This is a genomic window from Streptomyces sp. GD-15H, assembly GCF_045291515.1.
Taxonomy (GTDB): Bacteria; Actinomycetota; Actinomycetes; order Streptomycetales; family Streptomycetaceae; genus Streptomyces.
Map to the genome: position 1 here is coordinate 5,214,097 of NZ_CP149447.1, position 25,133 is coordinate 5,239,229.

Annotated in this window: 18 protein-coding genes, 1 tRNA gene and 1 pseudogene; 13 read left to right on the forward strand and 7 right to left on the reverse strand. The window is 70.6% G+C overall.

From position 1 onward, the window contains the following. Positions 1-190: 190 nt before the first annotated feature. The 6 genes and pseudogenes from eno to WJ438_RS24855 all read left to right on the forward strand — a co-directional run bounded on the left by eno (position 191) and on the right by WJ438_RS24855 (position 7,079). Positions 191-1,474 (forward strand): phosphopyruvate hydratase, encoded by a 1,284-nt coding sequence (gene eno / locus WJ438_RS24830; protein WP_406729802.1) that lies wholly within the window; start codon positions 191-193, stop codon positions 1,472-1,474. A gap of 95 nt (positions 1,475-1,569) precedes the next feature. After that, entirely contained in the window at positions 1,570-2,046 is a 477-nt protein-coding gene (locus WJ438_RS24835) for a septum formation initiator family protein (protein ID WP_406727199.1), read from the forward strand. Positions 2,047-2,182: 136 nt separating this feature from the next. Next, on the forward strand, positions 2,183-2,800 hold the full coding sequence (locus WJ438_RS24840; RefSeq protein WP_406727200.1) for a DUF501 domain-containing protein: 618 nt from the start codon (positions 2,183-2,185) through the stop codon (positions 2,798-2,800). Continuing rightward, positions 2,797-3,744, forward strand: coding sequence for an exopolyphosphatase (locus WJ438_RS24845; protein ID WP_406727201.1), 948 nt, complete (start codon positions 2,797-2,799; stop codon positions 3,742-3,744). Before WJ438_RS24840 ends, WJ438_RS24845 begins: the two co-directional genes overlap by 4 nt. A gap of 421 nt (positions 3,745-4,165) precedes the next feature. Beyond that, positions 4,166-5,563, forward strand: a complete 1,398-nt coding sequence (locus WJ438_RS24850) for an NAD(P)/FAD-dependent oxidoreductase (protein WP_406727202.1) — start codon at positions 4,166-4,168, stop codon at positions 5,561-5,563. 219 nt (positions 5,564-5,782) lie between these two features. Then, positions 5,783-7,079: pseudogene (locus tag WJ438_RS24855) on the forward strand (class I SAM-dependent methyltransferase). A gap of 83 nt (positions 7,080-7,162) precedes the next feature. Here WJ438_RS24855 and WJ438_RS24860 read toward each other — a convergent pair. Both WJ438_RS24860 and WJ438_RS24865 read right to left on the reverse strand, forming a co-directional pair. Then, on the reverse strand, positions 7,163-9,691 hold the full coding sequence (locus WJ438_RS24860) for an ABC transporter permease (RefSeq protein ID WP_406727203.1): 2,529 nt from the start codon (positions 9,689-9,691) through the stop codon (positions 7,163-7,165). 119 nt (positions 9,692-9,810) lie between these two features. After that, positions 9,811-10,581, reverse strand: a complete 771-nt coding sequence (locus WJ438_RS24865) for an ABC transporter ATP-binding protein (RefSeq protein WP_406727204.1) — start codon at positions 10,579-10,581, stop codon at positions 9,811-9,813. Between the two features lie 453 nt (positions 10,582-11,034). On the opposite strand from WJ438_RS24865, the gene WJ438_RS24870 reads away from it, so the two are divergent. The 3 genes from WJ438_RS24870 to WJ438_RS24880 all read left to right on the forward strand — a co-directional run bounded on the left by WJ438_RS24870 (position 11,035) and on the right by WJ438_RS24880 (position 13,745). Next, positions 11,035-11,119: transfer RNA gene (locus WJ438_RS24870), tRNA-Leu, on the forward strand. A 441-nt stretch (positions 11,120-11,560) separates the two neighbouring features. Continuing rightward, a complete protein-coding gene (locus WJ438_RS24875) occupies positions 11,561-12,646 on the forward strand; it encodes an RCC1 domain-containing protein (RefSeq protein WP_406727205.1) in 1,086 nt (361 codons plus the stop codon). A 190-nt stretch (positions 12,647-12,836) separates the two neighbouring features. Continuing rightward, positions 12,837-13,745 carry a Bax inhibitor-1/YccA family protein gene (locus tag WJ438_RS24880; RefSeq protein WP_406727206.1) on the forward strand — a complete coding sequence of 303 codons (909 nt, stop codon included), beginning with the start codon at positions 12,837-12,839 and terminating at the stop codon, positions 13,743-13,745. 141 nt (positions 13,746-13,886) lie between these two features. On the opposite strand, the gene WJ438_RS24885 is transcribed toward WJ438_RS24880, so the two are convergent. After that, positions 13,887-14,117 carry a DUF4287 domain-containing protein gene (locus tag WJ438_RS24885; RefSeq protein ID WP_406727207.1) on the reverse strand — a complete coding sequence of 77 codons (231 nt, stop codon included), beginning with the start codon at positions 14,115-14,117 and terminating at the stop codon, positions 13,887-13,889. A 101-nt stretch (positions 14,118-14,218) separates the two neighbouring features. Here WJ438_RS24885 and WJ438_RS24890 point away from each other — a divergent pair, with 101 nt between their 5' ends. Next, complete coding sequence (locus WJ438_RS24890) at positions 14,219-14,530, forward strand: hypothetical protein (RefSeq protein WP_406727208.1); 312 nt, start codon at positions 14,219-14,221, stop codon at positions 14,528-14,530. Between the two features lie 232 nt (positions 14,531-14,762). On the opposite strand, the gene WJ438_RS24895 is transcribed toward WJ438_RS24890, so the two are convergent. The 3 genes from WJ438_RS24895 to WJ438_RS24905 all read right to left on the reverse strand — a co-directional run bounded on the left by WJ438_RS24895 (position 14,763) and on the right by WJ438_RS24905 (position 18,310). Next, positions 14,763-15,572 carry a hypothetical protein gene (locus WJ438_RS24895; RefSeq protein WP_406727209.1) on the reverse strand — a complete coding sequence of 270 codons (810 nt, stop codon included), beginning with the start codon at positions 15,570-15,572 and terminating at the stop codon, positions 14,763-14,765. Between the two features lie 296 nt (positions 15,573-15,868). Next, complete coding sequence (locus tag WJ438_RS24900) at positions 15,869-17,089, reverse strand: acetyl-CoA C-acetyltransferase (RefSeq protein WP_406727210.1); 1,221 nt, start codon at positions 17,087-17,089, stop codon at positions 15,869-15,871. Between the two features lie 156 nt (positions 17,090-17,245). Next, positions 17,246-18,310 (reverse strand): SGNH/GDSL hydrolase family protein, encoded by a 1,065-nt coding sequence (locus WJ438_RS24905; protein ID WP_406727211.1) that lies wholly within the window; start codon positions 18,308-18,310, stop codon positions 17,246-17,248. 176 nt (positions 18,311-18,486) lie between these two features. Between WJ438_RS24905 and WJ438_RS24910 the strand changes: the two genes are divergently transcribed. Beyond that, positions 18,487-19,875, forward strand: coding sequence for a cystathionine beta-synthase (locus tag WJ438_RS24910; RefSeq protein ID WP_406727212.1), 1,389 nt, complete (start codon positions 18,487-18,489; stop codon positions 19,873-19,875). 494 nt (positions 19,876-20,369) lie between these two features. On the opposite strand, the gene WJ438_RS24915 is transcribed toward WJ438_RS24910, so the two are convergent. After that, positions 20,370-20,798: a hypothetical protein gene (locus WJ438_RS24915; protein ID WP_406729803.1), complete on the reverse strand. Its 429-nt coding sequence runs from the start codon at positions 20,796-20,798 to the stop codon at positions 20,370-20,372. Between the two features lie 387 nt (positions 20,799-21,185). Here WJ438_RS24915 and WJ438_RS24920 point away from each other — a divergent pair, with 387 nt between their 5' ends. Together WJ438_RS24920 and WJ438_RS24925 are read left to right on the forward strand one after the other, a co-directional pair. Further along, positions 21,186-23,741 (forward strand): lantibiotic dehydratase, encoded by a 2,556-nt coding sequence (locus WJ438_RS24920; protein WP_406727213.1) that lies wholly within the window; start codon positions 21,186-21,188, stop codon positions 23,739-23,741. Between the two features lie 50 nt (positions 23,742-23,791). Further along, positions 23,792-25,132: a B12-binding domain-containing radical SAM protein gene (locus tag WJ438_RS24925; RefSeq protein WP_406727214.1), complete on the forward strand. Its 1,341-nt coding sequence runs from the start codon at positions 23,792-23,794 to the stop codon at positions 25,130-25,132. Position 25,133: the final 1 nt, after the last annotated feature.

Sequence of the window (25,133 nt, forward strand, 5' to 3'; positions counted from 1 at the left end):
TGCCGGTCGGCGGGCGCGAGGGTGATCCCGGTTTCCGGGCCCGTCTTTGTTCCGTTCGGAAACAATTTACTCTCGGTTCCGTCCGAGAGGCGGCCGACCGGATGGCCGATCGCCCGGAGCCGGATAGGCTCGGTTCCGCAGGGCCCCCGCGGCCCGGCTGATCCACGCCACATCCATGAAGGAGATGCTCGTGCCGTCCATCGACGTCGTCGTAGCCCGGGAAATCCTGGACTCCCGAGGCAACCCCACGGTCGAGGTCGAGGTCGGCCTCGACGACGGCAGCACGGGTCGTGCCGCCGTCCCGTCCGGCGCCTCCACCGGCGCCTTCGAGGCCATCGAACTCCGTGACGGCGACCCCGACCGTTACCAGGGCAAGGGAGTGGAGAAGGCCGTCCTGGCCGTCATCGAGCAGATCGGCCCGGAGCTCGTCGGCTACGACGCCACCGAGCAGCGCCTGATCGACCAGGCGATGTTCGACCTGGACGCCACCGACAACAAGGGCTCCCTCGGCGCCAACGCCATCCTCGGCGTCTCCCTGGCCGTCGCCCACGCCGCCTCCGAGGCCAGCGACCTGCCCCTCTTCCGCTACCTGGGCGGACCCAACGCGCACCTGCTGCCGGTGCCGATGATGAACATCCTCAACGGCGGCTCGCACGCGGACTCCAACGTGGACATCCAGGAGTTCATGATCGCCCCGATCGGCGCGGAGTCCTTCTCCGAGGCCCTGCGCTGGGGCACTGAGGTCTACCACACGCTGAAGAAGGTGCTGAAGGGTCGCGGCCTGTCCACCGGCCTCGGCGACGAGGGCGGCTTCGCCCCGAACCTCGGCTCCAACCGCGAGGCCCTCGACCTCATCCTCGAGGCCATCGAGGAAGCCGGTTACGCCCCGGGCGAGCAGATCGCCCTCGCGCTCGACGTCGCCGCCTCCGAGTTCCACAAGGACGGCACCTACCTCTTCGAGGGCAAGGAGCGCTCCGCCGCCGAGATGACGGAGTACTACGAGGGGCTCGTCGCGGACTACCCGCTCGTCTCCATCGAGGACCCGCTGTTCGAGGACGACTGGGACGGCTGGAAGGCCCTCACCGACAAGCTCGGCGACAAGGTCCAGATCGTCGGCGACGACCTGTTCGTCACCAACCCGGAGCGCCTGGCCCGCGGCATCGAGGAGGACGCCGCCAACGCGCTGCTGGTGAAGGTGAACCAGATCGGTTCGCTCACCGAGACCCTGGACGCCGTCGAGCTGGCCCAGCGCAACGGCTTCAAGTGCATGATGTCGCACCGCTCCGGCGAGACCGAGGACGTCACCATCGCCGACCTGGCCGTCGCCACCAACTGCGGCCAGATCAAGACCGGTGCCCCGGCCCGCTCCGAGCGCGTCGCCAAGTACAACCAGCTGCTGCGCATCGAGGAGATCCTCGACGACGCCGCGGTGTACGCGGGCCGCAGCGCCTTCCCGCGGTTCCGCAACGCCTGACGCGGCTCCGCCGGTCGTCCGTACGTCCCCGGACACGGTCCCGTACCGTGTCCGGGGACGTACGCGCGTATGAAGTGTGAACGGGAGGCGGGGACATGGCCGTGAAGGACCGGGACCGTTTCTCCACCGCGACCAGGATCCGGCTGATCGGTGAGCAGACCGCGGCCCGGGTCTACCGCTCGCAGACCAAACGCCAGGCCCGCCGCTCCCGGCTGACCGGCCGGGCCGCGTTGCTCGCCATGGTGGTCTGCTCGCTGATCGTGGCCCTCGCCTACCCCATGCGGCAGTACGTGTCCCAGCGCGCCGACATCGCCGACCTCCAGCAGGAGCAGGACGAGGCCCGCCGACGGGTCGAGCAGTTGCGCGACCTCAAGGCGCGCTGGCAGGACGACGCCTACGCCGAGCAGCAGGTCCGCGCGCGGCTGCACTACGTCATGCCCGGCGAGACCGGCTACATCGTGATCGACCCGGGCACGGCCGAAAAGTCGCGCACCGACCTCGGAGCGGCCGACCGCCCCTGGTACGCGAACATCTGGGACGGGGTCGACAAATCCGACGCCGCCGCGCGGTGAGCCCCCGGGTTTAGCCTTATAACTCTTCCACCCTCCCGGACCACCACTTCCCGGAGACCCTCCCGGAAGCCCCCTGGGGCCCCTTCAGGAATCCGGAAGGCCGCACACCCGTACAGAGACCCGCAGAAAGACACGTATGGACACCCCCGCCCGCCGCCCGGCCACCACCCCTCAAGGGCAGCGCTCCGCGCTGGCACTGTTCGATCTGCCCACGACCCCGCGCACCGAGCCGACCGACGCGGACGTCGAGGCCTTCAAGCAGCAGCTCGGGCGGCCCCCGCGCGGGCTGCGCGCCATCGCGCACCGCTGCCCCTGCGGACAGCCCGACGTCGTCGAGACCGCGCCGAGGCTGCCCGACGGCACCCCCTTCCCGACGCTGTACTACCTCACCTGCCCGCGAGCCGCCTCGGCGATCGGGACACTGGAGGCGAACGGCGTGATGAAGGAGATGACGGAGCGGCTGGCGACCGACCCCGAGCTGGCGGCCGCGTACCGCGCGGCGCACGAGGACTACATCCGGCGCCGTGACGAGATCGAGGAACTGCAGAACTTCCCGAGCGCCGGCGGGATGCCGGACCGGGTGAAGTGCCTGCACGTCCTGGTTGCCCACTCGCTGGCCGCCGGCCCCGGCGTCAACCCGCTGGGCGACGAGGCGCTCGCGATGCTGCCGGAGTGGTGGCGCAAGGGCCCCTGCGTGACCCCGCCCGGCGACGACGGTGCCTTCGCCGGTCCCCCCGAGGAGGGTGCGCAGTGACCCGGGTCGCCGCCATCGACTGCGGTACGAACTCCATCCGGCTCCTGGTGGCCGACGCGCACCCGCGGACCGGTGAACTGACCGACCTGGACCGGCGCATGACGATCGTGCGGCTCGGCCAGGACGTCGACCGCACGGGCCTCGCCCCCGAGGCGCTGGAGCGGACGTTCGCCGCCTGCCGCGAGTACGCGGGGATCATCAAGAAGCACGGCGCGAAGCGCCTGCGCTTCGTGGCCACCTCCGCCTCGCGCGACGCCGGGAACCGGGACGCGTTCGTGCGCGGGGTGCTGGACATCCTGGGTGTGGAGCCCGAGGTCATCTCCGGCGACCAGGAGGCCGAGTTCTCCTTCACCGGCGCCACCAAGGAACTGACGGGACGTGCGGACCTGCGCCGCCCGTTCCTGGTCGTGGACATCGGCGGCGGCTCCACCGAGTTCGTCGTCGGCGACGACCACGTGCGTGCCGCCCGGTCCGTTGACGTGGGCTGCGTACGGATGACCGAGCGGCACCTGGTGCGGGACGGGGCGGTGGCGGACCCGCCGACCGAGCAGCAGATCGCGGCGATGCGCGCCGACATCGAGGCAGCCCTCGACCGTGCCGAGGAGACGGTCCCGCTGCGCGAGGCGCGCACCCTGGTCGGCCTGGCCGGATCGGTCACGACGGTGTCGGCGATCGCCCAGGACCTTCCCGCGTACGACTCGACGGCGATCCATCACTCCCGGGTCTCCCAGGAGCGGGTCCGCGAGATCACCGGGTGGCTGCTGCGCGCCACCCACGCCGAGCGCGCGGCGGTCCCGTCCCTGCACCCGGGCCGCGTCGACGTGATCGGCGCGGGCGCTCTCGTCCTCCTCTCGATCATGGAACGGACCGGTGCGAAGGACGTCGTGGTCAGCGAGCACGACATCCTGGACGGCATCGCGTGGTCCGTTGCCACTGACGAGTAGCACTCTGCTGAGCAGCGCGGATACCGTTTGAGCGGTGATCGGAAGGGGCCGATGGGCCCTTTCCGGCGGACGCCGACGGGAAAGTTCGTGAACTTCTTCACAAGGAATCGGCTCCAGTGAGTTGAAGAACTGGGTCCGGTTGACCCTTTCGGGCCTCCAAACCCCCTTTGAACGCGTTCAGAAGGTGGGGGTGGACGTCTCGGGGACGGCCGCTCCGAAGCCCCCGTCCACGGCCTCGCCGTGCCCCGAAATCTGAAGAGAGGCAGCTCACGCGGCATTGACAACGGGCCGCATGGTGTACTCGTTCCTGTTTCCCGGCATGGGCTTGGTCATAAAAGCCGGGAAGTGTAACACAAGCACTGCCCGAGCTTGTGAAGGGGCGCACGAGCTCACCTCCCGGGGCGGGTGGATACTCGATGGCATGAGCACCACGGAGCGTCCCAGGATCCTCGTAGTAGGCGGTGGGTACGTAGGCCTGTACGCAGCTCGACGCATCCAGAAGAAGATGCGTTACGGCGAGGCGACCGTCACCGTCGTCGACCCGCGGTCGTACATGACCTACCAGCCCTTCCTCCCCGAAGCCGCCGCCGGCAACATCTCCCCCCGGCACGTCGTCGTCCCCCTGCGACGCGTGCTCCCCAAGGCGGAGGTACTCACCGGCCGGGTCACCACCATCGACCAGGACCGCAAGGTCGCCACGGTCGCGCCGCTGGTCGGCGAGGCCTACGAGCTGCCCTTCGACTACCTGGTGATCGCGCTCGGCGCGGTCTCCCGCACCTTCCCGATCCCCGGCCTCGCCGAGCAGGGCATCGGCATGAAGGGCATCGAGGAGGCCATCGGCCTGCGCAACCACGTCCTCGAGCAGCTCGACAAGGCCGACTCCACCACGGACGAGGAGATCCGCCGCAAGGCACTCACCTTCGTCTTCGTCGGCGGCGGCTTCGCGGGCGCGGAGACCATCGGTGAGGTCGAGGACCTGGCCCGGGACGCGGCCAAGTACTACAAGAACGTGTCCCGTGAGGACATGCGCTTCATCCTCGTCGACGCCGCCGACAAGATCCTCCCCGAGGTGGGACCGAAGCTCGGCCAGTACGGCAAGGAGCACCTCGAGAGCCGCGGCGTCGAGGTCTACCTCTCCACCTCCATGGACTCCTGCGTCGACGGCCACGTCGTGCTGAAGAACGGCCTCGAGGTCGACTCCCACACCATTGTGTGGACGGCGGGCGTCAAGCCCAACCCGGCCCTGGCCCGCTTCGGCCTGCCGCTGGGCCCGCGCGGCCACGTCGACACCCAGCCGACCCTCCAGGTCACGGGCAGCGACTACATCTGGGCCGCGGGCGACAACGCCCAGGTGCCGGACCTCGTGGGCCGCAAGGCGGGCAACGAGAACGCCTGGTGCCCGCCGAACGCCCAGCACGCGCTGCGCCAGGCCAAGGTGCTCGGCGACAACGTGATCTCCGCCATGCGGGGCTTCCCGCAGAAGGAGTACAGCCACGCCAACAAGGGCGCGGTGGCGGGCCTCGGCCTGCACAAGGGCGTCGCGATGATCGTCGTCGGCAAGATGAGGATCAAGCTCAAGGGCCGTCTCGCCTGGTACATGCACCGGAGCTACCACGGCATGGCGATGCCCACGTGGAACCGCAAGATCCGGGTCTTCGCCGACTGGACGCTCGCCGTGTTCCTCAAGCGCGAGGTCGTCTCGCTGGGTGCGATCCAGTCCCCGCGCGAGGAGTTCTACGAGGCCGCGAAGCCGGCACCGGTGCCCGCGGCCGCCGAGCCCGCGAAGACCGGGGAGAAGACCAGGGCCAAGGCCTCCTGACCTCCGGCCCGTCCGGCCTCAGGGTCATCGGTCACCTTCGAAGGGGCCGCCCGCCATCCGTGGTGCGGGCGGCCTCTTCGGTGTTTTGCCCATTTCTGACGCGTGCCGGGGGCCGTCCGGCGGCCCGCAGGTGCTTACGTGGGGAGGACATTCCGGGATCCCCTTCCCCAAGCTCTCGACCTCGCTCGAGCAGGGGAGGCACCTATCGGAGGTGTAACCATGAGAGACGTCGCTCCGCGGCTGAAGGGCCTCGTCGAACAACTGCTGGGCACACCCGTCCCGCTGCGCGTCCGCGCCTGGGACGGATCACAAGCCGGCCCCCGGGCACACCGACCCTCGTCGTACGCAACCGCCGGGCCGTGCGCCACCTGCTGTGGAAGCCGGGCGAACTCGGCCTCGCCCGCGCCTGGGTGACCGGCGACCTCGGCGTCGACGGCGACCTCTACACCGCCCTCGAGCTGATCTCCGGCCTCATCTGGGAGCGCGACGAGGACGCCCGCACCCTGGCCCAGTCGCTGCGCGACCCCGAAGTCCGCTCCGCCGTCCGCGGCCTCCTCGCGCTGGCGGGCCCGCCGCTGCCGCCCGGCCCGCCCCCGGAGGAGGCCCGCAGGCCCCGCCGCGGGCTGCACACCAAGCGCAGCGACCGACGCGCCATCAGCCACCACTACGACGTCGGCAACGACTTCTACGAGATCGTCCTCGGCCCGTCCATGGTGTACTCCTGCGCCTACTGGGCGGCCCCGCCCCCGCAGGGCACCCTCGAGGAGGCCCAGCGCGACAAGCTGGAACTCGTCTGCCGCAAGCTCGCCCTGAGGCCGGCCGGCGCCTGCTGGACGTCGGCTGCGGCTGGGGCTCCATGGCGATGCACGCCGCCCGCGAGCACGGCGTGAGCGTCGTCGGCGTCACCCTCTCCCAGGAGCAGGCCGCCTACGCCCGTAAGCGCGTCGCCGAGGAAGGGCTCACCGACCGCGTCGAGATCCGGGTACAGGACTACCGTGACGTCCCGGACGGCCCCTACGACGCGATCTCCTCGATCGGCATGGCCGAACACGTCGGCGCCCAGCGGTACTTGGAGTACGCCACGATCCTGTACCGCCTCCTGGGGCCCGGCGGAAGGCTGCTGAACCACCAGATCGCGCGCCGCCCGCACCGGGACGAGTCGGCGTACCGCCTGGACCCGTTCATGGACGCCTACGTCTTCCCCGACGGTGAACTCGCCCCCGCGGGCACCACGGTGTCCCTGCTGGAGCGGGCCGGCTTCGAGATGCGTGACGTCGAGTCGATCCGCGAGCACTACGCCCTCACCCTGCGCCGCTGGGTGGCGAACCTGGAGGCGGGCTGGGACCGGGCGGTCGCGCTCGCCGGCCCGGGACGCACCCGCGTCTGGCAGCTGTACATGGCCGCCTCCGCGCTCGCCTTCGAGCGCGGAGGCATCGGCGTCAACCAGGTGCTGGCCGTGAAGACCCCCGGCTCCGGCGTCTCGGGCCTCCCCCTGCGCGCCCGCACCTGGAACTGACCGGCTCACTCGGGGTCCCGATGCGAAGGCGCGGGCCCGTTGCGGTGACCGGTCACCGCAACGGGCCCGCGCGGACTGCTCGGCTACTCGGCCTTGATCGCCTGCAGCACGTTCAGCCGCGCCGCCCGCCGGGCCGGCCACAACGCCGCCAAGACGCCCACGACACCGGCCAGCAGCAGGAAGATCGCCAACCGGTCCCAGGGCAGGACCAGTTCGTACGTCGACATCCTGGTACCCACGAGCTGACCGGCCGCCCAGCCGAAGAACACGCCCAGGCCGATGCCGAGCACCCCGCCGAACAGGGAGATCACCAGGGACTCCAGGCGGACCATCCGCTTGACGCCCCTGCGGTCCAGGCCGATCGCGCGGAGCATGCCGATCTCCTGGGACCGCTCGAACACCGACATGGCCAGGGTGTTGACGACCCCGATCACCGCGACGAGCACGGCCATGGCCAGCAGCCCGTAGACCATGTTCAGCATCAGCGTGAACATCCCCGCCAGTTCGTCGGAGAGGTCCTGCTTGTCCTGGACCTTGATCGCGGGGTTGCTGCCGAGGGCCCTCTCCAGGTTGTCCTTCGCCGTGTCGGAGGCGCCGCCGGAGGTCTTCACCAGGACCTGCATGTCGCCCGGGTCCGACTGGTGCGGGGCGAGCGTCGCGGTGTCGAGCATGATGCCGCGGAACATCGCGTTGCCCTCGTAGACACCGGCGACCGTCAGCTTCTGCTTCTTGCCGTCCTCGTAGGCGACGGTGAAGCCGGAGCCGGCCTTCCAGCCGCGGCGCTCGGCCGTCTCGTGGTCGACGACGATCCGCGTGCCGTCCACCTCGAAGGCGCCGTCCCGGACCGGGAACTCGGTCAGCTCGCCGATCGTGGCGCCGTCGACGCCGGTCAGGAAGGAGGTCTCCCCGTCGATGCGGGCCGCCGAGTTGCGCAGCGGGCTGGTGGCGGTGACGCCGTCGGCCTCCCGCAGCGTCCGCCCCACGTCCGGCGTCAGCCCGTTGCCGTTCGCCATGAACACCACGTAGTCGGCCTCGATCGCGGAGGCCGCCATCTTGTCGATGGACTTCTGCAGGCTGCCCGCCACCACCGTCATACCGGTGATCAGGGTGAGTCCGATCATCAGCGCGGACGCGGTCGCGGCGGTACGGCGCGGGTTGCGCACCGAGTTCTGCCGGGCCAGTCTCCCGGACACCCCGAAGACGCGGAGCACCGGAGCCGCGGCGGCGATCAGCGGGCGGGACAGCAGGGGCGTCAGGACGAACACACCGATGATCAGCAGCACCGCGCCGAGCCCCATGGGGGCCTGGCCGTCCGCGCCGTCCATCGTCGTGGCCACGAGGACCACCGCGACACCGGCCCCCGCGAAAAGCGCGCCCAGCGTGTTGCGCAGCACCAGCGACTTGGTCGTCGCCTTGGCGTGCACCGAGCTCATCGCCGCCACCGGCGGGATCTTCGCGGCCCGGCGACCGGGCAGCCAGGCGGCGAGCATGGTGATCAGGATGCCGACCGCGAACGCGGTGCCGACGGTGCCCGGCGTGATCACCAAGGGTCCGTCGGGCACGGTCGCGCCCAGCGACCCCACCAGGGAACGCAGCCCGGCGCCGATGCCGATACCGGTGAGCAGCCCGACCACGGCGGCGACCGCGCCCACCAGGAACGCCTCGATCAGCACCGACCGCGTGACCTGCCGGCGGGAGGCGCCGACCGCGCGCATCAGCGCCAGTTCCCTGGTGCGCTGGGCGACCAGCATGGTGAAGGTGTTGGCGATGATGAACGTACCGACGAACAGCGCGATACCGGCGAACACCAGCAGGCTCTGCTTGATGCCGCTCATCGACGAGGCGATCGTCTCCGCCTGTTCGTCGGCGAGCTCGGCGGCGGTCCTGGTGCTGACGGCGCCGGCGGGCAGTGCCTCCTCCAGCTGCGACTGCAGCGCGGCCTCGGAGACACCGTCCTTCGCCTTGACGGCGATCTCGTCGAACGTGCCCGCCTTGCCGAACAGCTTCTGCGCGGTCGCGGTGTCGAACAGGGTGAGGCTTCCGCCGGCCGCGACATTGCCGTCGTCCGTGGTGAAGACGCCGGTGACGACCGGCTCCAGCACGGGACCGTCGACCGACATCCGTACGGTGTCACCGACCTGGTGGCCGGTGCGCTCCGCGGTCGTGGAGTCGATGAGGATCTCGCCCGCGCCCTTGGGCGCACGCCCGTCGGTCAGCGGGTAGCGGGGGTCGTCGTCGCCCCAGTAGTTGCCGCCCTGCGACTGGAATCCGTCACCGATCAGCTTGCCGTCCTTGTCGGCGATGGCGGTGAACCCCTGGACGACCCCGATGGCCCGTGCGGCGCCCGGCACCCCGGCGCTGTCGTCGACCATGGCCGGGGTCAGCTCGTGGTACCCACCGATCCTGTCGCCCTCGGGCTCCTTCCACTCGGCGGTGACTGCGACGTCGACATGGTCGAAGCCCTTGGCGGAGCTCTTCTGGAGAGCGTGGGAGAGGGTGTTGGTGAAGACCAGGGTCCCCGACACGAAGGCCACGCCGAGCATCACGGCGAGCACGGTCATCAGGAGCCGGGCCTTGTGCGCGAGCACATTGCGCAAGGCGGTACGGAACATGGGTGTCTTCTCGAGTCCAGACGTACGGGGGGCGGGGGCGGGACATGCACCGGGGCGTCGAGGCGCCGACCGATGACGCCGCCTCAGTCGGTGGCGGGGATTCGGGTGATGACGATGTCTCAGCTGGTGCGGCCCTTGGCGTTGAACTTCTTCATGCGGTCGAGCACCGAGTCGGCCGTCGGCCCGTGCACCTCGTCCACGATCCTGCCGTCCGCGAGGAACACCACCCGGTCCGCGTACGCCGCGGCGACCGGGTCGTGGGTCACCATGACCACCGTCTGCCCCAGCTCGCGCACGGAGTTGCGCAGGAAGCCGAGCACCTCGGCGCCGGAGCGGGAGTCGAGGTTGCCGGTGGGCTCGTCGCCGAAGATGATGTCGGGCCGGGAGGCCAGCGCCCGCGCCACGGCGACCCGCTGCTGCTGGCCGCCGGAGAGCTGCGCGGGCCGGTGGCTCAGCCGGTCGGACAGGCCGACCATCCCGATCACGGTGTCCAGCCACTGCCTGTCCGGTTTGCGCCCCGCGATGTCCATCGGAAGGGTGATGTTCTCCAGGGCCGTGAGGGTCGGCAGCAGGTTGAACGCCTGGAAGATGAAGCCGATCTTGTCCCGGCGCAGCGTGGTCAGCTGTTTGTCCTTCAGGGAGCCCAGCTCGGTGTCGCCGATGCGCACGGAACCGGACGAGAACGTGTCGAGACCGGCGACGCAGTGCATGAGCGTGGACTTGCCGGACCCCGACGGGCCCATGATCGCGGTGAACTCCGCCTGCCGGAAGTCGACGGAGACCTGGTCGAGGGCGACCACCTGGGTCTCGCCCCGGCCGTAGATCTTCGACAAGTCCGTGGCGCGCGCGGCCACGGCGGTGGCCCGGTCGGCAATGGGTGCGATGGTCACGGGATGGGCACTCCTGTCGGGACGACTGTTTCGCGACGACGTCTTTCGCGACGACGTGTTGCGCGGGAACGGGGACGTGGTCCATCGTTCCGCGCGCTCACCGCCGTGTAGTCACCCGCTGCTCCGGTTGTGGGGGGCGACTCCGGGCTGACCACCGGGGCCGCTGTCATACCTGGGGATGACGGACGACCCCGACCCCGGGAAGGAGCCGGCCCGCGCGACGAACATCGTCAGAACAGGTGGAGTGACCTTGTTCAGACGGTGAAATTCCGTCATTCCGCATGCGCGGCCGGCCCCCACTCGCAAGGCTGGTGGCAAGTGCTGATGGCGTTTTTCGTTTCCTGATGCTCTCTCAGGCGCCAATAAAATAAGACAACATGGGCCCACCACCCCGCTGTTGGGGAGGGGGGTCCCGATAGGCTCGGCGTGTGCCCGACGCGGAGCCCATGGCCTGCCCGGATGGTGGAATGCAGACACGGCGAGCTTAAACCTCGCTGCCCCGGCGAGGGGCGTGCCGGTTCAAGTCCGGCTCCGGGCACCTTCCACGCCCGCGGCCCCTTCCCGGGAAGCCGTCAACGAGGCGGGCCTGCCCGTGGGGACCCGGCGTGCTCCGGCCGTGGTGGGTGAATCCGCCCGTCCGCACCCGCTGAGCGGTCCGCGCCGACGGGCTGGGGCACGTACCCGCGTACGGCTGCGCACCCGCTTATGAGTACGACGACTCATCTATGAGTACGACGACTCATCGGAAACGGGTCATGGGGAGGTGATGATCCGGGTGTCCGAGGCGGTCCGCGCTTCGGGCGCTTTCTCGACGGGGTGGGGCTGTGGCCGTTTCGTCGTGGCTGCGGGTGCTGGTCGCAGGGGTCGTCGTGCTCGGGCCGGTCGGGTGCAGCAAGGCGGATCGTGCGGTGATCGGGGCGCCGGGCTGTCCGGACGGCGGGTCCGGGCGTCCGGAGCCGGCGCGTCCGGAACCGGTGCGGTGTGGGCGTACGGCCCGCATTTCGGTCCGCCCGCCGGTGCGCGGGCCGAGGGCGCGGTGCCGGGGTGGACGGATGTCGTCTCGGTCGCCGACAGCGGCCACACCACTGTGGCGGTGAAGGCCGACGGCACCGTCTGGGCGTACGGCCACAACACCAAGGGCTCCCTGGGACGCGGCACACACGAACGCGTGTACGGAGGTGCGCCGCGGAAGGTGGCCGGGATCAGTGACGCGCGCGCCGTCCACGTCGGCGGTTCGACGTTCATCGTCGTACGGCGGGACGGCACGGTGATGGCGTGGGGGGCGGAGGACATCCTGGTCAACGCGGGAAAGCGGCAGGGGCACGACGGTGTGACCACGCCCCGGGCCGTCCCCGGCGTCGACGGCGTCGTCTCCATGGGGCCGGGCTCCCTCAGCATGTTCGCCCTGCGGTCCGACGGGCGGGTGCTCGGGTGGGGCATCAACCTCACCGACGTCCTGGGGGACAAGGACGGCACCGGCCTGACGAGGATCGACGGCGTCGAAGGCGTCGTGGACGTGGCCTCGGCGGACGGCGCGGTGGTCGCGGTGAAGAGCGACGGCCGGGTCTGCGCCTGGGGGAACAACGCCCACGGGCTGCTCGGCGTGGAGCCACGCGGCGGTCGGACCGGGCGTCCGGTGCTGGTGCCGGGTCTGGAGAACATCGTGCAGGTGGCGGGCGGCAACGACCTCGCCCTCGCCCTCGACGAGAACGGCGCCGTCCGGGCCTGGGGGCGCGGGGTGAGCGGTGCCCTCGGCGACGGCGACAGCTCGGACCACTCCTCGGCGAAGCCGGTCCGGGTGCGCGGCCTTCCCGCCATTCGCCGTATCGCGGCCTTCCAGTACACCGGCTTCGCCATCGACACCGACGGCGGGCTCTGGGGCTGGGGCTCCGGACTGGTGCTGGGTGACCACGGCGAGGGCCGGACCGGTGGGGCGCCCGTGCGCATCCCCGCTCCCGGGCCGGTCCTCGACGTCTCCGGCCGGCACGTGATCGTCGCCGGGGGCGCCGGGCAGGGTGCCGGGGAGGACGCCGCCGGCGCGAGCGGGTGGGGCGGACAACGGTGATCTCCGGCCGGGCCCGGACAGGTTCCAGGTCTGTCATGTCCGGGCCCCTGAGGTGAGGGGAATCACGCAGCCGCGTAGCGTGTTGCGCAGCACGACGAGGGAAAGATCCTTCCCAGGTAGGGGGGTCTTTCCTTTGCCTACCCATTACTCTTGAGCCCAAGGCCATGCTGTGTGGCCATGGAGGAGTGAAATGAGGAGCAGAAACCCGGTCTTCTCGCGACGGGGGTTCAGCCGCGACAACGGCTACGCGGGCTTCAACACCGCGCCGCAGGCCGGGGGTCCCGCTGTCGCCACGCAGGGCAACCCGTACGCGCAGCCCACCGGCAACCCGTACGCGCAGAACCCCTACGCGCAGAACCCGTACGGACAGCAGGATCTGCAGCACGGTGCGCCGCCGCAGGCGCCTGCCGCGACCGGCCGGATGACCATCGACGACGTCATCATGCGCACGGCGAGCACGCTCGGCCTGCTCATCGTCACCGCGGCCCTCTCCTGGGCCCTGCTGCCGGTCGACGACGCCAACATCAGCCGGTCCTACGGCATCGGCATCGGTGCCGCGCTGATCGGCATGGTCCTGGCGCTGGTGCAGTCGTTCAAGCGCAAGGCATCGCCCGCGCTGATCCTGACGTATGCCGCCGTCGAGGGCGTCTTCCTCGGCGTCATCTCCAGCATCGTCGACAACCGCATCGCCGACGGTGCGGCCATGCAGGCCGTGCTCGGCACCATGGCGGTCTTCGCCGCGGTGCTGGTGGCGTACAAGGCGGGCTGGATCCGCGTCAACCGCCGCTTCTACGGCTTCGTGATGGCGGCCGCGCTCGGCTTCATCCTGCTGATGGGCGTGAACCTGCTGTTCGCGGTGTTCGGCGGCGGTGACGGCCTCGGCTTCCGCAGCGGCCCGCTCGGCATCGTCTTCGGTGTCGTCGGCATCATCCTCGGTGCCTGCTTCCTCGCCCTGGACTTCAAGCAGGTCGAGGACGGCCTTGCCTACGGTGCCCCGCGCGAGGAGGCCTGGCTCGCGGCCTTCGGCCTCACGCTGACGCTGGTGTGGATCTACCTGGAGTTCCTGAGGCTCATCTCGATCCTCAACAGCAGCGATTGACACCACGCCGACGCACCGGCACACACGCGGCATACGCGCGAAGGGCCCCGGGTCACCCGGGGCCCTTCGCCGTGGTGCGGACAGGGCACGGCGGACAGTGAGCAGTGGAGTGGGAAGTGCCGACCGGGGCGGCGCACGTGCCTAGAGCAGCTTGCGCGCGGCCCTTCTCAGGTCGTACTCGTGGACGATCGCCTTGGCGTGGCCGTACGCCAGGTCGTATGCGTGGCGGAGCCGGCTGACCTTCTCCTCGAAGCGGAAGAGAGACGGGCCTTCTTCGACGGTGCGCAGCCAGTCGGAGACCTCACGACCGGTGCAGTGCGGGATGCGGGCGAGCAGGTCGCGATGGGTCTCCTCGGAGAAGACTCGGGACATCGGCGCCTCCAGCGCAGGGGATGTAAGCCGGTCCTTCGGGTCACCGTGCCCGAGGGTTCGCCCGTTGGCGACAGCCCCGCCAAGCCGCGTACGCTCACCGCGTGCTTGATACGACGCCCCTCACCCGTGCCGTGGATCATTTCGCCGACCGCCTGCGGGCCGCGCCGCAGAGCCGACTGCAGCGGGGAGCCGCCGCCGAGGCACTCGCTCTGGCCAGGGAGTTGGCCCGGTGGACCCAGCGCGTCGAGGAACCGGGCACCGAGCTGCGCGAGATGCCCGACGCGGGCATGTTCGCCGCCGCGGACCAGATCTCCGTCGCCGGCCACGACCTGGCCCTCGTACTGAAGAACGAGGGGGAGGTCGAGGAGGCGGTGCGGCTCGTGGAGGAGGCGCAGAAACGCGCCGGGGTGTAGGGGGTGGCGGTGTGGAGCACCCCGGGTCCGCGACGCCTGGCACGGCACCTCGCCGCGTTGTCGCATCACCCGAGTACGCCCAGTAAGCGGGTGATGCTCCGCCTTGCGAGGCACGCACCGGGCGCCGCGGCCTGATCCGGGGTGCCCCACACGCCACCCCCGGGCCCACCAGCGGGGCGCGACACCCGGCGCGTGCGGAGCCCTTGTGGGACCCCCGCGTGACGAGCCCGGGTCAGAGGGACGCGATGACGCGGTCCGCCAGGATGTAGACGTTCTCCTCGCCGCAGGCGAAGGTCAGCGCGTACGCGCCCGAGATGCCGGAGCCGCCGAGCAGGAACGGGGCCTTGCCCTCGCGCAGGGCCGTGGCCAGGCGCTCCGCGGTCTCGCGGTGCCCCGGTGTCATGCACAGCGTCGTGCCGTCGGCGAAGACGTAGACGTCCAGCGTGCCCAGCGGGCCGGGGCGGACGTCGGTCAGCTCCACCTCGGAGGCGGCCAGCTCCTCCAGCGTGGACACGGTGCACTCGTCGTCGCCGGCGGCCGGGGCCGGGTTCGGCACGAAGTCCGGGTGCGAGGGGTGCCGGCGACGGGCCGCGGCCAGCTCGGGGGAGTCCGCGGGGGTGCCGCCCTGGACGAAGTCCTTGGGGGCGTACTCGTCGGCGTCGGAGCCCGGCTCGGTCACCGGCTCCAGACCGACGAGATCGGCCTGCCGCGGCAGGAACAGCTCACTGTCGGCCAGGCCCAGCAGGGTCGGCGAGTCGGAGATGTCACGGGCCTCCTGGGCGGCCCAGAACGCCCGCGCCTCGGCGAGCTCCCGCTCCCGCTCCTCCGCGAGCGCCTCGGCCACGGCCGCGCGTATCTCGTCGGCGTCGGCCGAGCGGGCGGTGGGCAGCAGCGCGCGTGTGGCGGCGGCGCGGTTCTCGGCCAGCTCGGTGTGCAGAGCCGCGACCTGTCGGCGCAGCACCAGGATGCTGCGCAGGACAGCGACGCCCACGGCGCCGGTGGCGGCCGTGGTGACCAGCAGGGCGATCGGCATGGCGCTCACTGACGTACTCCCGGTTCAAAGTCGACCCCCGACTTCCTACATCAGCTTGAAGCGCGGACTAACCATCTGTCAGTGCGTAACGTCACAAAACGGACAGAGTGCGGTTTCTGGGCCGGATAGGGGAAAGGCTCTGACCTGCGTGAATCCCGCGGCGAGGGAGATAGGTCACATCCTGGGGGCGATTGGATCACGGAACGGCCCGGAACCCCGGTGGTTCGAGAGTTCCGGGCCGCCGCCTCACCGACCGTGCCGCTCCTGCTACTTTGCGGCGTCGCCGCGGCGGTCGGTCGAGGCGATCAGCTGAGGCGCTCGATGACCATGGCCATGCCCTGGCCGCCGCCGACGCACATCGTCTCCAGGCCGAACTGCTTGTCGTGGAACTGGAGGGAGTTGATGAGCGTGGCGGTGATGCGGGCGCCGGTCATGCCGAACGGGTGGCCGACGGCGATGGCACCGCCGTTGACGTTCAGCTTCTCCAGCGGGATGCCGAGTTCGCGGTAGGAGGGGATCACCTGGGCGGCGAACGCCTCGTTGATCTCGACCAGGTCGATGTCGTCGATGGTGAGACCGGCGCGGCGCAGCGCCTGCCGGGACGCGTCGACCGGGCCGAGGCCCATGATCTCGGGGGAGAGGCCGGAGACGCCGGTGGCCACGATCCGGGCGAGTGGGGTCAGGCCGAGCTCGCGTGCCTTGGTGTCGCTCATGACGACCAGCGCGGCGGCGCCGTCGTTGAGCGGGCAGCAGTTGCCGGCGGTGACCAGGCCGTCGGGGCGGAAGACGGGCTTGAGGCCGGAGACGCCCTCCATGGTGACGCCGGCGCGCGGACCGTCGTCCTTGGCGACGACCGTGCCGTCGGGCAGCGTCACCGGGGTGATCTCGCGCTCCCAGAAGCCGTTCCTGATGGCTTCCTCGGCGAGGTTCTGCGAGCGGACGCCGAACTCGTCCATGTCCTGGCGGGTGACGCCCTTGGCGCGCGCCAGGTTCTCGGCGGTCTGGCCCATCGCGATGTAGGCGTCCGGGACGAGACCGTCCTCGCGCGGGTCGTGCCAGGTGGTGCCCTCCTGCTCCGCGACGGCGGCGGTACGGGCCTCGGCCTCGGCGAAGAACGGGTTGTGGGTGTCGGGAAGGCTGTCGGAGTTGCCCTTCGTGAACCGGGAGACCGTCTCGACGCCGGCCGAGATGAAGACGTCGCCCTCCCCGGCCTTGATGGCGTGCAGCGCCATGCGGGAGGTCTGCAGGGACGACGAGCAGTAGCGGGTGACGGTGCAGCCGGGAAGGTGGTCCATCCCCATCTGCACGGCGACGATGCGGCCGAGGTTGTTGCCCTGCTCCCCGCCGGGCAGGCCGCAGCCGAGCATCAGGTCGTCGATGTCCTTCGGGTCCAGCTCGGGGACCTTGGCGAGGGCGGCCTGGATGACCGAGGCGGTCAGGTCGTCCGGGCGCAGGTCCTTCAGGGAGCCCTTGAAGGCGCGGCCGATGGGGGAGCGGGTGGCTGAGACGATCACGGCTTCGGGCATGACGGCTCCTGAGGGGAGGGGCGGCGCGTAGCGCCTCGTTGAGGGGTGGTGGTCGGGCGGCGGAGGACGTACCGGGTGGTGGGGCAGGGCTGCTTGGGAAGTTACCCGCACGTAGCGGCAGGGTCACGAGAGGCGCGGTGTGACGCTGACCGCAGTCTACTGAGCGCTTGCTTTGGCTGGGGATTCCCCGGAATCCTCCGCCGGAGCGGCTCGCGGCTCGGTCTCCGGTTCCGGCACCCGGCGGCGCTTGCGGCGCTTGAGCAGGGCCCAGGGGCCCCGGGGAGCCGTCGGCGCGGCCGCGGTGACCTCGGTACCCGCCTCCGAAGCGGCCTCGGCCGCCGCCCGGGCGACAGGGAGGAAGCCCTCGCGGCGGGCCGCGTCCGGACGCTCCTCCAGCGCGGGCCACAGGCAGAGCGCGGCGCAGACCGTCGGCAGGACGGCCATGGCGGCCGTGGCGTACCCCTCGGCGGAGGGGTGGTAGCTGTCGGGGCCGAAGAGCTCACGGGGGTTCGCCGCGAACTCGGGGCCCAGCAGGTCGCCCAGCGACACCGTGCGCCCGCCCTGTTCGACCGCGCCGATCGTCTGCGCCGCCGCCAACTGCCGGGAGGCCCGCCGGGCCAGCCAGCGCAGGGGCTGCTGGACCGGCTCGATGGTGCCCAGGTCCGGACAGGTGCCGACGACGACCTCCGCTCCGGCCGTCCGCAGCCGGCGTACCGCCGAGGACAGGTGACGGACGGAGAGGGCGGGCGACAGACGGTGCGTGACGTCGTTCGCCCCGACCATGATCACGCAGATGTCGGGCACCCGGGCCGGATCGGCCAGGGCCCGCGTCACCTGCCGGTCCAGGTCGTCGGAGCGGGCTCCCGGCACCGCCACCGTGCTCAGCCCCACGGGCCGCTCCGCGATCGCCGCGACGCCCGACGCCAGCAGCGCGCCCGGGGTCTGCCCGGCCCGGTGGACCCCCTGCCCGGCGGCCGTGGAGTCGCCCAGCATCGTCAGCCGCAGCGCCGGTACACCGGGCACCGTGTAGGCGGCGCCGTACAGGCCGTCCGCGTTCGGCACGTGCGGCATCCTGCCGTTGTCCACCCGCCGTCGCGCCAGCCGGGCCTGGGCCAGCAGCAGCCCGACGCCGGCCACACCGGCCAGGCCGATCCCGCTGCCCCCGTACGCCGCGCCCGCCGCGATCCGCCGGGCCACCCTCGCCCTCGACATGCGTGTCATGCCTCGCCGCCACCTCCTCGAAGCCGTACACCCAGTGCTTGCCCCGTACGGACCGTCGTCCAATCTCAACGGTGGGTGAACGACCCGGCCGGGTCGGAGCGGGCAGCGGCTCAGAGGCAGGCTCTAGGCTGGCAGCACCACGACAACCACCTCTTTTGCAGCATCCGGAGACAACGGTGCAATTCCACGACTCGATGATCAGCCTCGTCGGCGACACCCCGCTCGTGAGGCTCAACAACGTCACCAAGGGCATAGGGGCGACTGTCCTGGCCAAGGTGGAGTACTTCAACCCCGGCGGATCGGTGAAGGACCGCATCGCCCTGCGCATGATCGAGGCGGCGGAGCAGAGCGGCGAACTGAGGCCGGGCGGCACCATCGTCGAGCCGACCAGTGGCAACACCGGGGTCGGTCTTGCCATCGTGGCCCAGCAGAAGGGCTACAACTGCATCTTCGTCTGCCCCGACAAGGTCTCCCTGGACAAGATCAACGTACTGCGGGCGTACGGGGCGGAAGTGGTCGTCTGCCCGACCGCCGTCGACCCCGAGCACCCCGACTCCTACTACAACGTCTCCGACCGGCTGGTCCGTGAGACGCCGGGGGCCTGGAAGCCGGACCAGTACTCCAACCCCAACAACCCGCTCTCGCACTACCACTCCACCGGTCCCGAGCTGTGGGAGCAGACCGAAGGGAAGATCACCCACTTCGTGGCCGGAGTCGGCACCGGCGGCACCATCTCCGGGACCGGGCGCTACCTCAAGGACGCCAGCGACGGCCGCGTGCAGGTCATCGGCGCCGACCCCGAGGGCTCCGTCTACTCGGGCGGCTCCGGGCGGCCGTACCTGGTGGAGGGCGTGGGCGAGGACTTCTGGCCCACCGCCTACGACCGGACCGTCGCGGACGAGATCGTCCCCGTGTCCGACAAGGACTCCTTCCAGATGACCCGGCGCCTCGCCAAGGAGGAGGGCCTGCTCGTCGGCGGATCGTGCGGCATGGCCGTCGTGGCGGCGCTGCGGGTGGCCGAGCGGCTCAGTGAGGACGACGTCGTGGTGGTGCTGCTCCCGGACAGCGGGCGCGGCTACCTCAGCAAGATCTTCAACGACGAGTGGATGGCCGACTACGGCTTCCTCGAGGACGCCGGTCCGAGCGCCCGCGTCGGTGCCGTCCTCGACCACAAGGAGGGCGGGCACATTCCTTCCCTCGTGCACATGCACCCCGACGAGACGGTCGGGCAGGCCATCGAGGTGCTGCGCGAGTACGGCGTCTCGCAGATGCCGGTCGTCAAGCCGGGCGCCGGTCACCCGGACGTGATGGCCGCCGAGGTCGTCGGCTCGGTGGTGGAACGGGATCTGCTGGACGCGCTGTTCAGCAAGCACGCCTCGCTCGAGGACCCGCTGGAGAAGCACATGTCCGCCCCGCTGCCGCAGGTCGGCTCCGGTGAGCCCGTCGCGGACCTGATGGCCGTGCTGGGCAAGGCGGACGCGGCGATCGTCCTGGTCGAGGGCAAGCCGACCGGTGTGGTCGGCCGCCAGGACCTGCTGTCCTTCCTCGCCAAGGAGGGGAACTGACGGACGGCTGGTGAGGGACCGTCACGGAGGCCGGCGCCGGTCGGCGCCGGCCTCCGGTGTTCGGCCCTCGGTGTTCGGCCCTCGTGAAGCGCCGGTGAACCGGCCGTGGACGCCGGGGAGCCGAGTCGTGCGCGATCTTCATACGCGGTTTTCGTGGGATTCGCGGAAGTGGTACGCGGGTGTCATGTGCGCGCAGCACTCGCTTCACACCGGCCCGGCAGAGTGAGGGGTGTCGGCGGGAAGGCGTGGGCACCTTCCAGGCGTTCAGCGCGGGGAGGCTCCCCTTCCCGGGCCGACAGGGAACGGCGTCGAGGATCTCCGGAGCGGCTCCCGGACCTCCACGGACGCCAGGACGCGCGGCCCGGCCCGGCCGGCCCGCGTCCCCGCGCGGGGACCGCCGTCGTCCCGCCCCCCGGCGACGGGGGTGCGGTGGTCCCCGCGCACAGCCCTTCCGCGGCCGCCCTCGGTGGCCCTCCGCGGCCCCTCCCGTGTGCTCAGTCTTCCCAGGCGTCGTCCGGCTCCCGCCGTCGGCGGCGGGAGCCGAACAGGTCCGGGTTGACGCGTGCGGCCTGGACGACGTTCACGCCGACGATGCCCAGCCAGGCGGCCAACAGGCCGGGCAGATGCGCCACACCCCCGCCGATCGCGGACAGCGGCACCGCCAGGACCAGGGAGACGATCCCGAAGCCGAAGCGCTCGCCCCAGCTGTCCGTGGCCCTCGGTGTCCGGGAGTCCCGGGCCACCGTCATCTGCTGCTCGGCGAGCTGCCGGCGCACCCGGCGCTCCACCACGCCGTCGATGCGCTGGTCGACCTTCTCCATGAACGAGTCGACCAGCGCGGACTCGTACTCGTCGCCCAGTTCCCTGCGTGCCTGCAAGGTGGCGTTGAGTTCCTTCTTCAGCTCGGCGTCCCGCGCGTCCATTCCGCTCATGCCGACCACGGTAGGCAGGCCGGCGGCCCGTGACACTGGGGCTAGCCCCCGTTGTCGGCCGGGGGCCCGCAGGGGCCCGGCGCCCGTCCCGGCGCCCGTTGCCGGTGACCCGAGAACCACGTGGGGAGCCGAGCGACGACGGGCCCGTCGGTCGCCGGCTGTGCGAGAGGAGGGGCCGACCGTCCGTGGAGGGGACCGGCCAGGCCGTGGATGACCGCTTTCGGAAGAAAGTGATCACGCCATCCTTGGCTTGAATTGGGTGAGTCCGCTCCCAGCCATTGAAGACAACTCGACGCATCACTAGTGTCACGCCCTGTCGTGATCACTGACGGCCAACGGGGGTCAGCCGTGGACGGACTGAGGCAGCGTCAGGGTGGCATGCGGCGTCCGGGTGCAAGTGGCCCGGACGGACGGCCCGACGAGGGCGGCGGATGGTCGCTCGCCCCGGTCGCGCTGCTGCGTCACGCGGGGTTCCCCTGCTCCCTTCTGGAGCAGGTCGTCGACGAGCCGGCGGCGCAGGCCGCGGACGCCGTACTCGCCCGCCGCGACGAGGCGGTCCGGCTCGGGCGGCGGCTGAAAGCGGTGCTGCGCGAGGAGCGCGTCGGCACGCGGGGCGACATCGCCTCCGGGGTGGGCATGCTACGTCCCTTCCCGCCACGGGACCTCGCGCGCCTGGAGGCGGAAACCGGCCCGGTCGCCATGGAGTTGGTCAAGCGCTACCAGGATTCGGTGCGGGCCCTGGACGATATGTGGGTGGCCTTCGAAGAGGGCCACGCCGCCGCGCTCACCCGTGCTCGCCAGACCGTCGTGAGCCTGTTCCAAAACCCCGCCCTGCAGCAGGTCCTGCTCCTGTCGAACGACGCTCGTTTCGAGGAGTTCGCCGGCTGGATCGATGGTGGCGGAAGAGGGTCGGACGGACACGTCAAGCGGATGACGGACCTGCTCGCCATGTACCTCCAGCGGGTCACGACCAAGAACGAGACACACTCGCACTTCGGCCCCCTCGCGGTGACCCGGTTCGCACCGGGCGGTACAGGCATCTCCTGGTCCACCGGCCCGCTGCGGCGCGTCGCCTTCCTGAGCCACTGGGCGGGAGAGGCGATGGCCGAGGCGTTCAGCGGTCGTCCGGAGCACTTCGAGGCCGTGCGCCCCCGGCGCCGCCCGCTCGCGTTCGGCGAGGGCGCGCGGATCCAGCTGTACGCGTTCGAGACACGGACGGGCATGCCGGACGACTGGCGTTTCGTCGAGGTGACGGCCGACACCTTCGACGACGACCAGTCATGGCTGTGGGAACGGTGCGACGGCGAACGCACGGTGGCACAGCTCCGCGCCGCGTGGACACGCCGGGAGGGCGCCCCGCCCCGTCGCACCTTCGACGAGGTGCTGCACGAACTGGTCGGCAAGGACTGGCTGATCGGGCGCTGGGAGATTCCCGTCGGAACCGCCGATCCCCTCCGGACGCTGTCCGGGCACCTGGGGGAGGGGGCTCCCGATCTCGCGGTGGTGCGGTCGATCGCCGACAGGCTCCGGCGTTTCGCCGACGGCCCGGTCGAGGACCGCGCGACCCTGCTGGGCCGGCTCAAGGAGACCTTCGAGGAAGTCACCGGGGCCGCGGCCAACCGTTCCCAGGGCCTGCACTACTCCGACCGGAGCATTCTCTACGAAGAGGCCTACAGCCCTGTCAGGAACATGACTCTCGGTCGAGACGTTGAGGACGTCATCAGCCGCGAACTGTCCGTGGTCTACGACCTGACGCTGCTCGCTCCCCGGCTCCGGGTCCGCCGGGAGCGGGACATCCTGCACCGTTGGATGAAGGAACGTTTCGGTACGGGGAACCCCGTTCCGCTCCAGCACTTCTACGCAGGCTTCTTCGAGGACAAGCCGCGCCTCGCCCGCCAGTGCGAGGAAGTGGACCGGGACATCGCGGCGATCGACGACGAGATCACCGCCGTGCTGCTCGAAGGCGTCACCGGCGACGAGCACGAGACGGTCGTCGACCGGGATCGGCTGGAGGAACTGCTCGGACGCCACCCGGCCGCGCCACCCGCGCTGTGCAATCCCGACGTCATGCTTGCCGCACGGGACGCCGAGGCGCTCGCGAGGGGCGAATTCCTCGCCGTCGTGGGCGACTGCCATGCCGTCCGCGAAGCGCTCACCCACTCCAGTTTCGCCCCGCTGATGCAGGCCGAGGCTCCGGAGTTGCTCGACGAGGTCTACGCGCGCTACCGGGGCCTTCTCGACGACGACGAGGTGCTGATCGACCTCTCCCGTGCGCATCCGGACAAGACCGCCGCCCAGCTGACCTATCCCTGCCCGGACCTGGAGGTCCACGGCCTGTCCTCGAAGAGCCGGGACAGCGTGCTGCAGCCCGATCAGCTGTACGTCGTCACAACCGCCGAACGCCTGGAACTCCGCGCGAACGGAGTGGAAGGCCGGTTGAAGCTGCTCGCTCCACTGGCGGGCGGACCCAGCATCCGCCAGGACCCGCTCTCCCCGTTCGCCTTCCCCCGGCACTTCGGGGGCGTCGGACTGCGCAGCACCGGCCACGACCGTCTGCCGCGCATCCGCTGCGGCCGCGTCGTCCTTCACCGGGAGCGGTGGCGTATCCCCGCGGACGCGTTTCGCGGGTGGAGCCCCGGGACGCGCCGGGCCAAAGGAGACGCGGCCGAGTTCGCCGCCGCCCGCAGGCTCCGCCGAGACCTGGGGCTGCCCCGCCACGGCTTCCTGAAAATCCCCGGCGAGCCGAAACCGGTGTACGTCGACTGGGATTCCCCCCTCCTTGTCAGGCAGATCTTCCGTCTCGCCCGGAAGTCGGATTCCCCTCTGGAATTCAGCGAGATGCTCCCTTCTCCGGAGCATCTCTGGCTCGAGATCGACGGAGAGCGCCACACGAGCGAATTGCGCTGTGCGGTCTTCTCCCGCGGTATCCGCTGACCGGGCCGCACCGAGGATGCTTCCCATCGTCATCTACTGAAGGGACGACCGTGCCCAAGAGCTGCATAGTCCAACTCCCCTTCCCTTCCAGTCACGACCCCGACCCCCACCTCTCGGGCTATTACGACGACTACGACCGCAGATTCCGGGCCCTGCTCCCCGAGTACTTCATCCCGGCCGACGGCCTGTGGGAAATGCCGCTGTGGGTCGCCCATCTGACCGCCCTGCTGGACACCGCGGGAATCGACTCCGTCTTCCGTGACCTGTCGAGGACACCGGCGGAACCGGAAGCCTGCTCCGACCCGCTGCTGGCCGCGACGGCTCCCGGTGACCTGGTCCTCATGTCCCCCCTCGCCCAGAACTTCCGCCTCGCGCTGGACGTGGCCAAACACCTGGAGCACGCCGGACGCCGAGTCGTCCTCGGCGGGAACATGGCTCCGCTCGCCCCGGACGGTGCCGTCCACGCCGTGCACCGCGGCCAGCTCGACGCCACCTTCGTGCGCAGACTCGTGGGGCTCGCCTCCGGTGCGGGCGGAGGCCTGGAGAAACCCCTGCTGCCCGGACTGGCGTCCGAGCGGATCAGCTGGGCGCCGGACTACCGCCATCTCGGCGGCTACGGAGGCCAGGTTCCCCTTCTGCGGCTCAACGCCAGCCACGGATGCCTGTACCAGTGCTCGTTCTGCGGCGACGCCTGGAGCAAGCAGCTCACTCTCGTGGACAAGAGTGCCCTCGCGCGGGAAGTGGACGAACTCACCGCCCGGTTCCCGGACACCCGGCTCTTCTATATCGGTGACAAGACATTCGGCCAGTCACGCGAAGCGGTCGGCAACCTGTTGGACGTGTTCCGCGACCGGCCCGGACACCGCTTCATCGTGCAGACGCATGTGATGCAGGTGAAGGACTGGATCGTCGACGCCATGCTCGAACTCGGAGTCGTCGCCGTGGAACTCGGATTCGAGTCGGCCGACTCCCAGATGTTGAAAAGACTGAACAAACTCTCGCGAGGTCTCGAGGACTACACCAAGAAGATCCACCAACTCAGCGACGCCGGCCTGAGGGTCGTACTCAACATGATGGGTGGCCTCGACGAGGAAACGGAAGCCGCGCACGGCCAGACCGTCGAATGGATGCGGGAGAACAGTTCGAGGCTGTGGCTCTTCAACCTCTACAACTTCGTTCCCTATCCGCTCACCCCGGATTTCCCGAGGCTGCGTGAGCGCATATTCAACTGGGACTTCGCCGACTGGCGGGAGGACGTACCCGTCGTCTACCGGCCCCAGCACCTGTCGCCCGCAGCGAGCTGGGACCTGTTCCAGGAGAAGATCGCCGCGGCGCACGACATCATCCGCCCCCCGATGACCGTTGCCACCGCCCTCGCGCAGGAGACGTGAC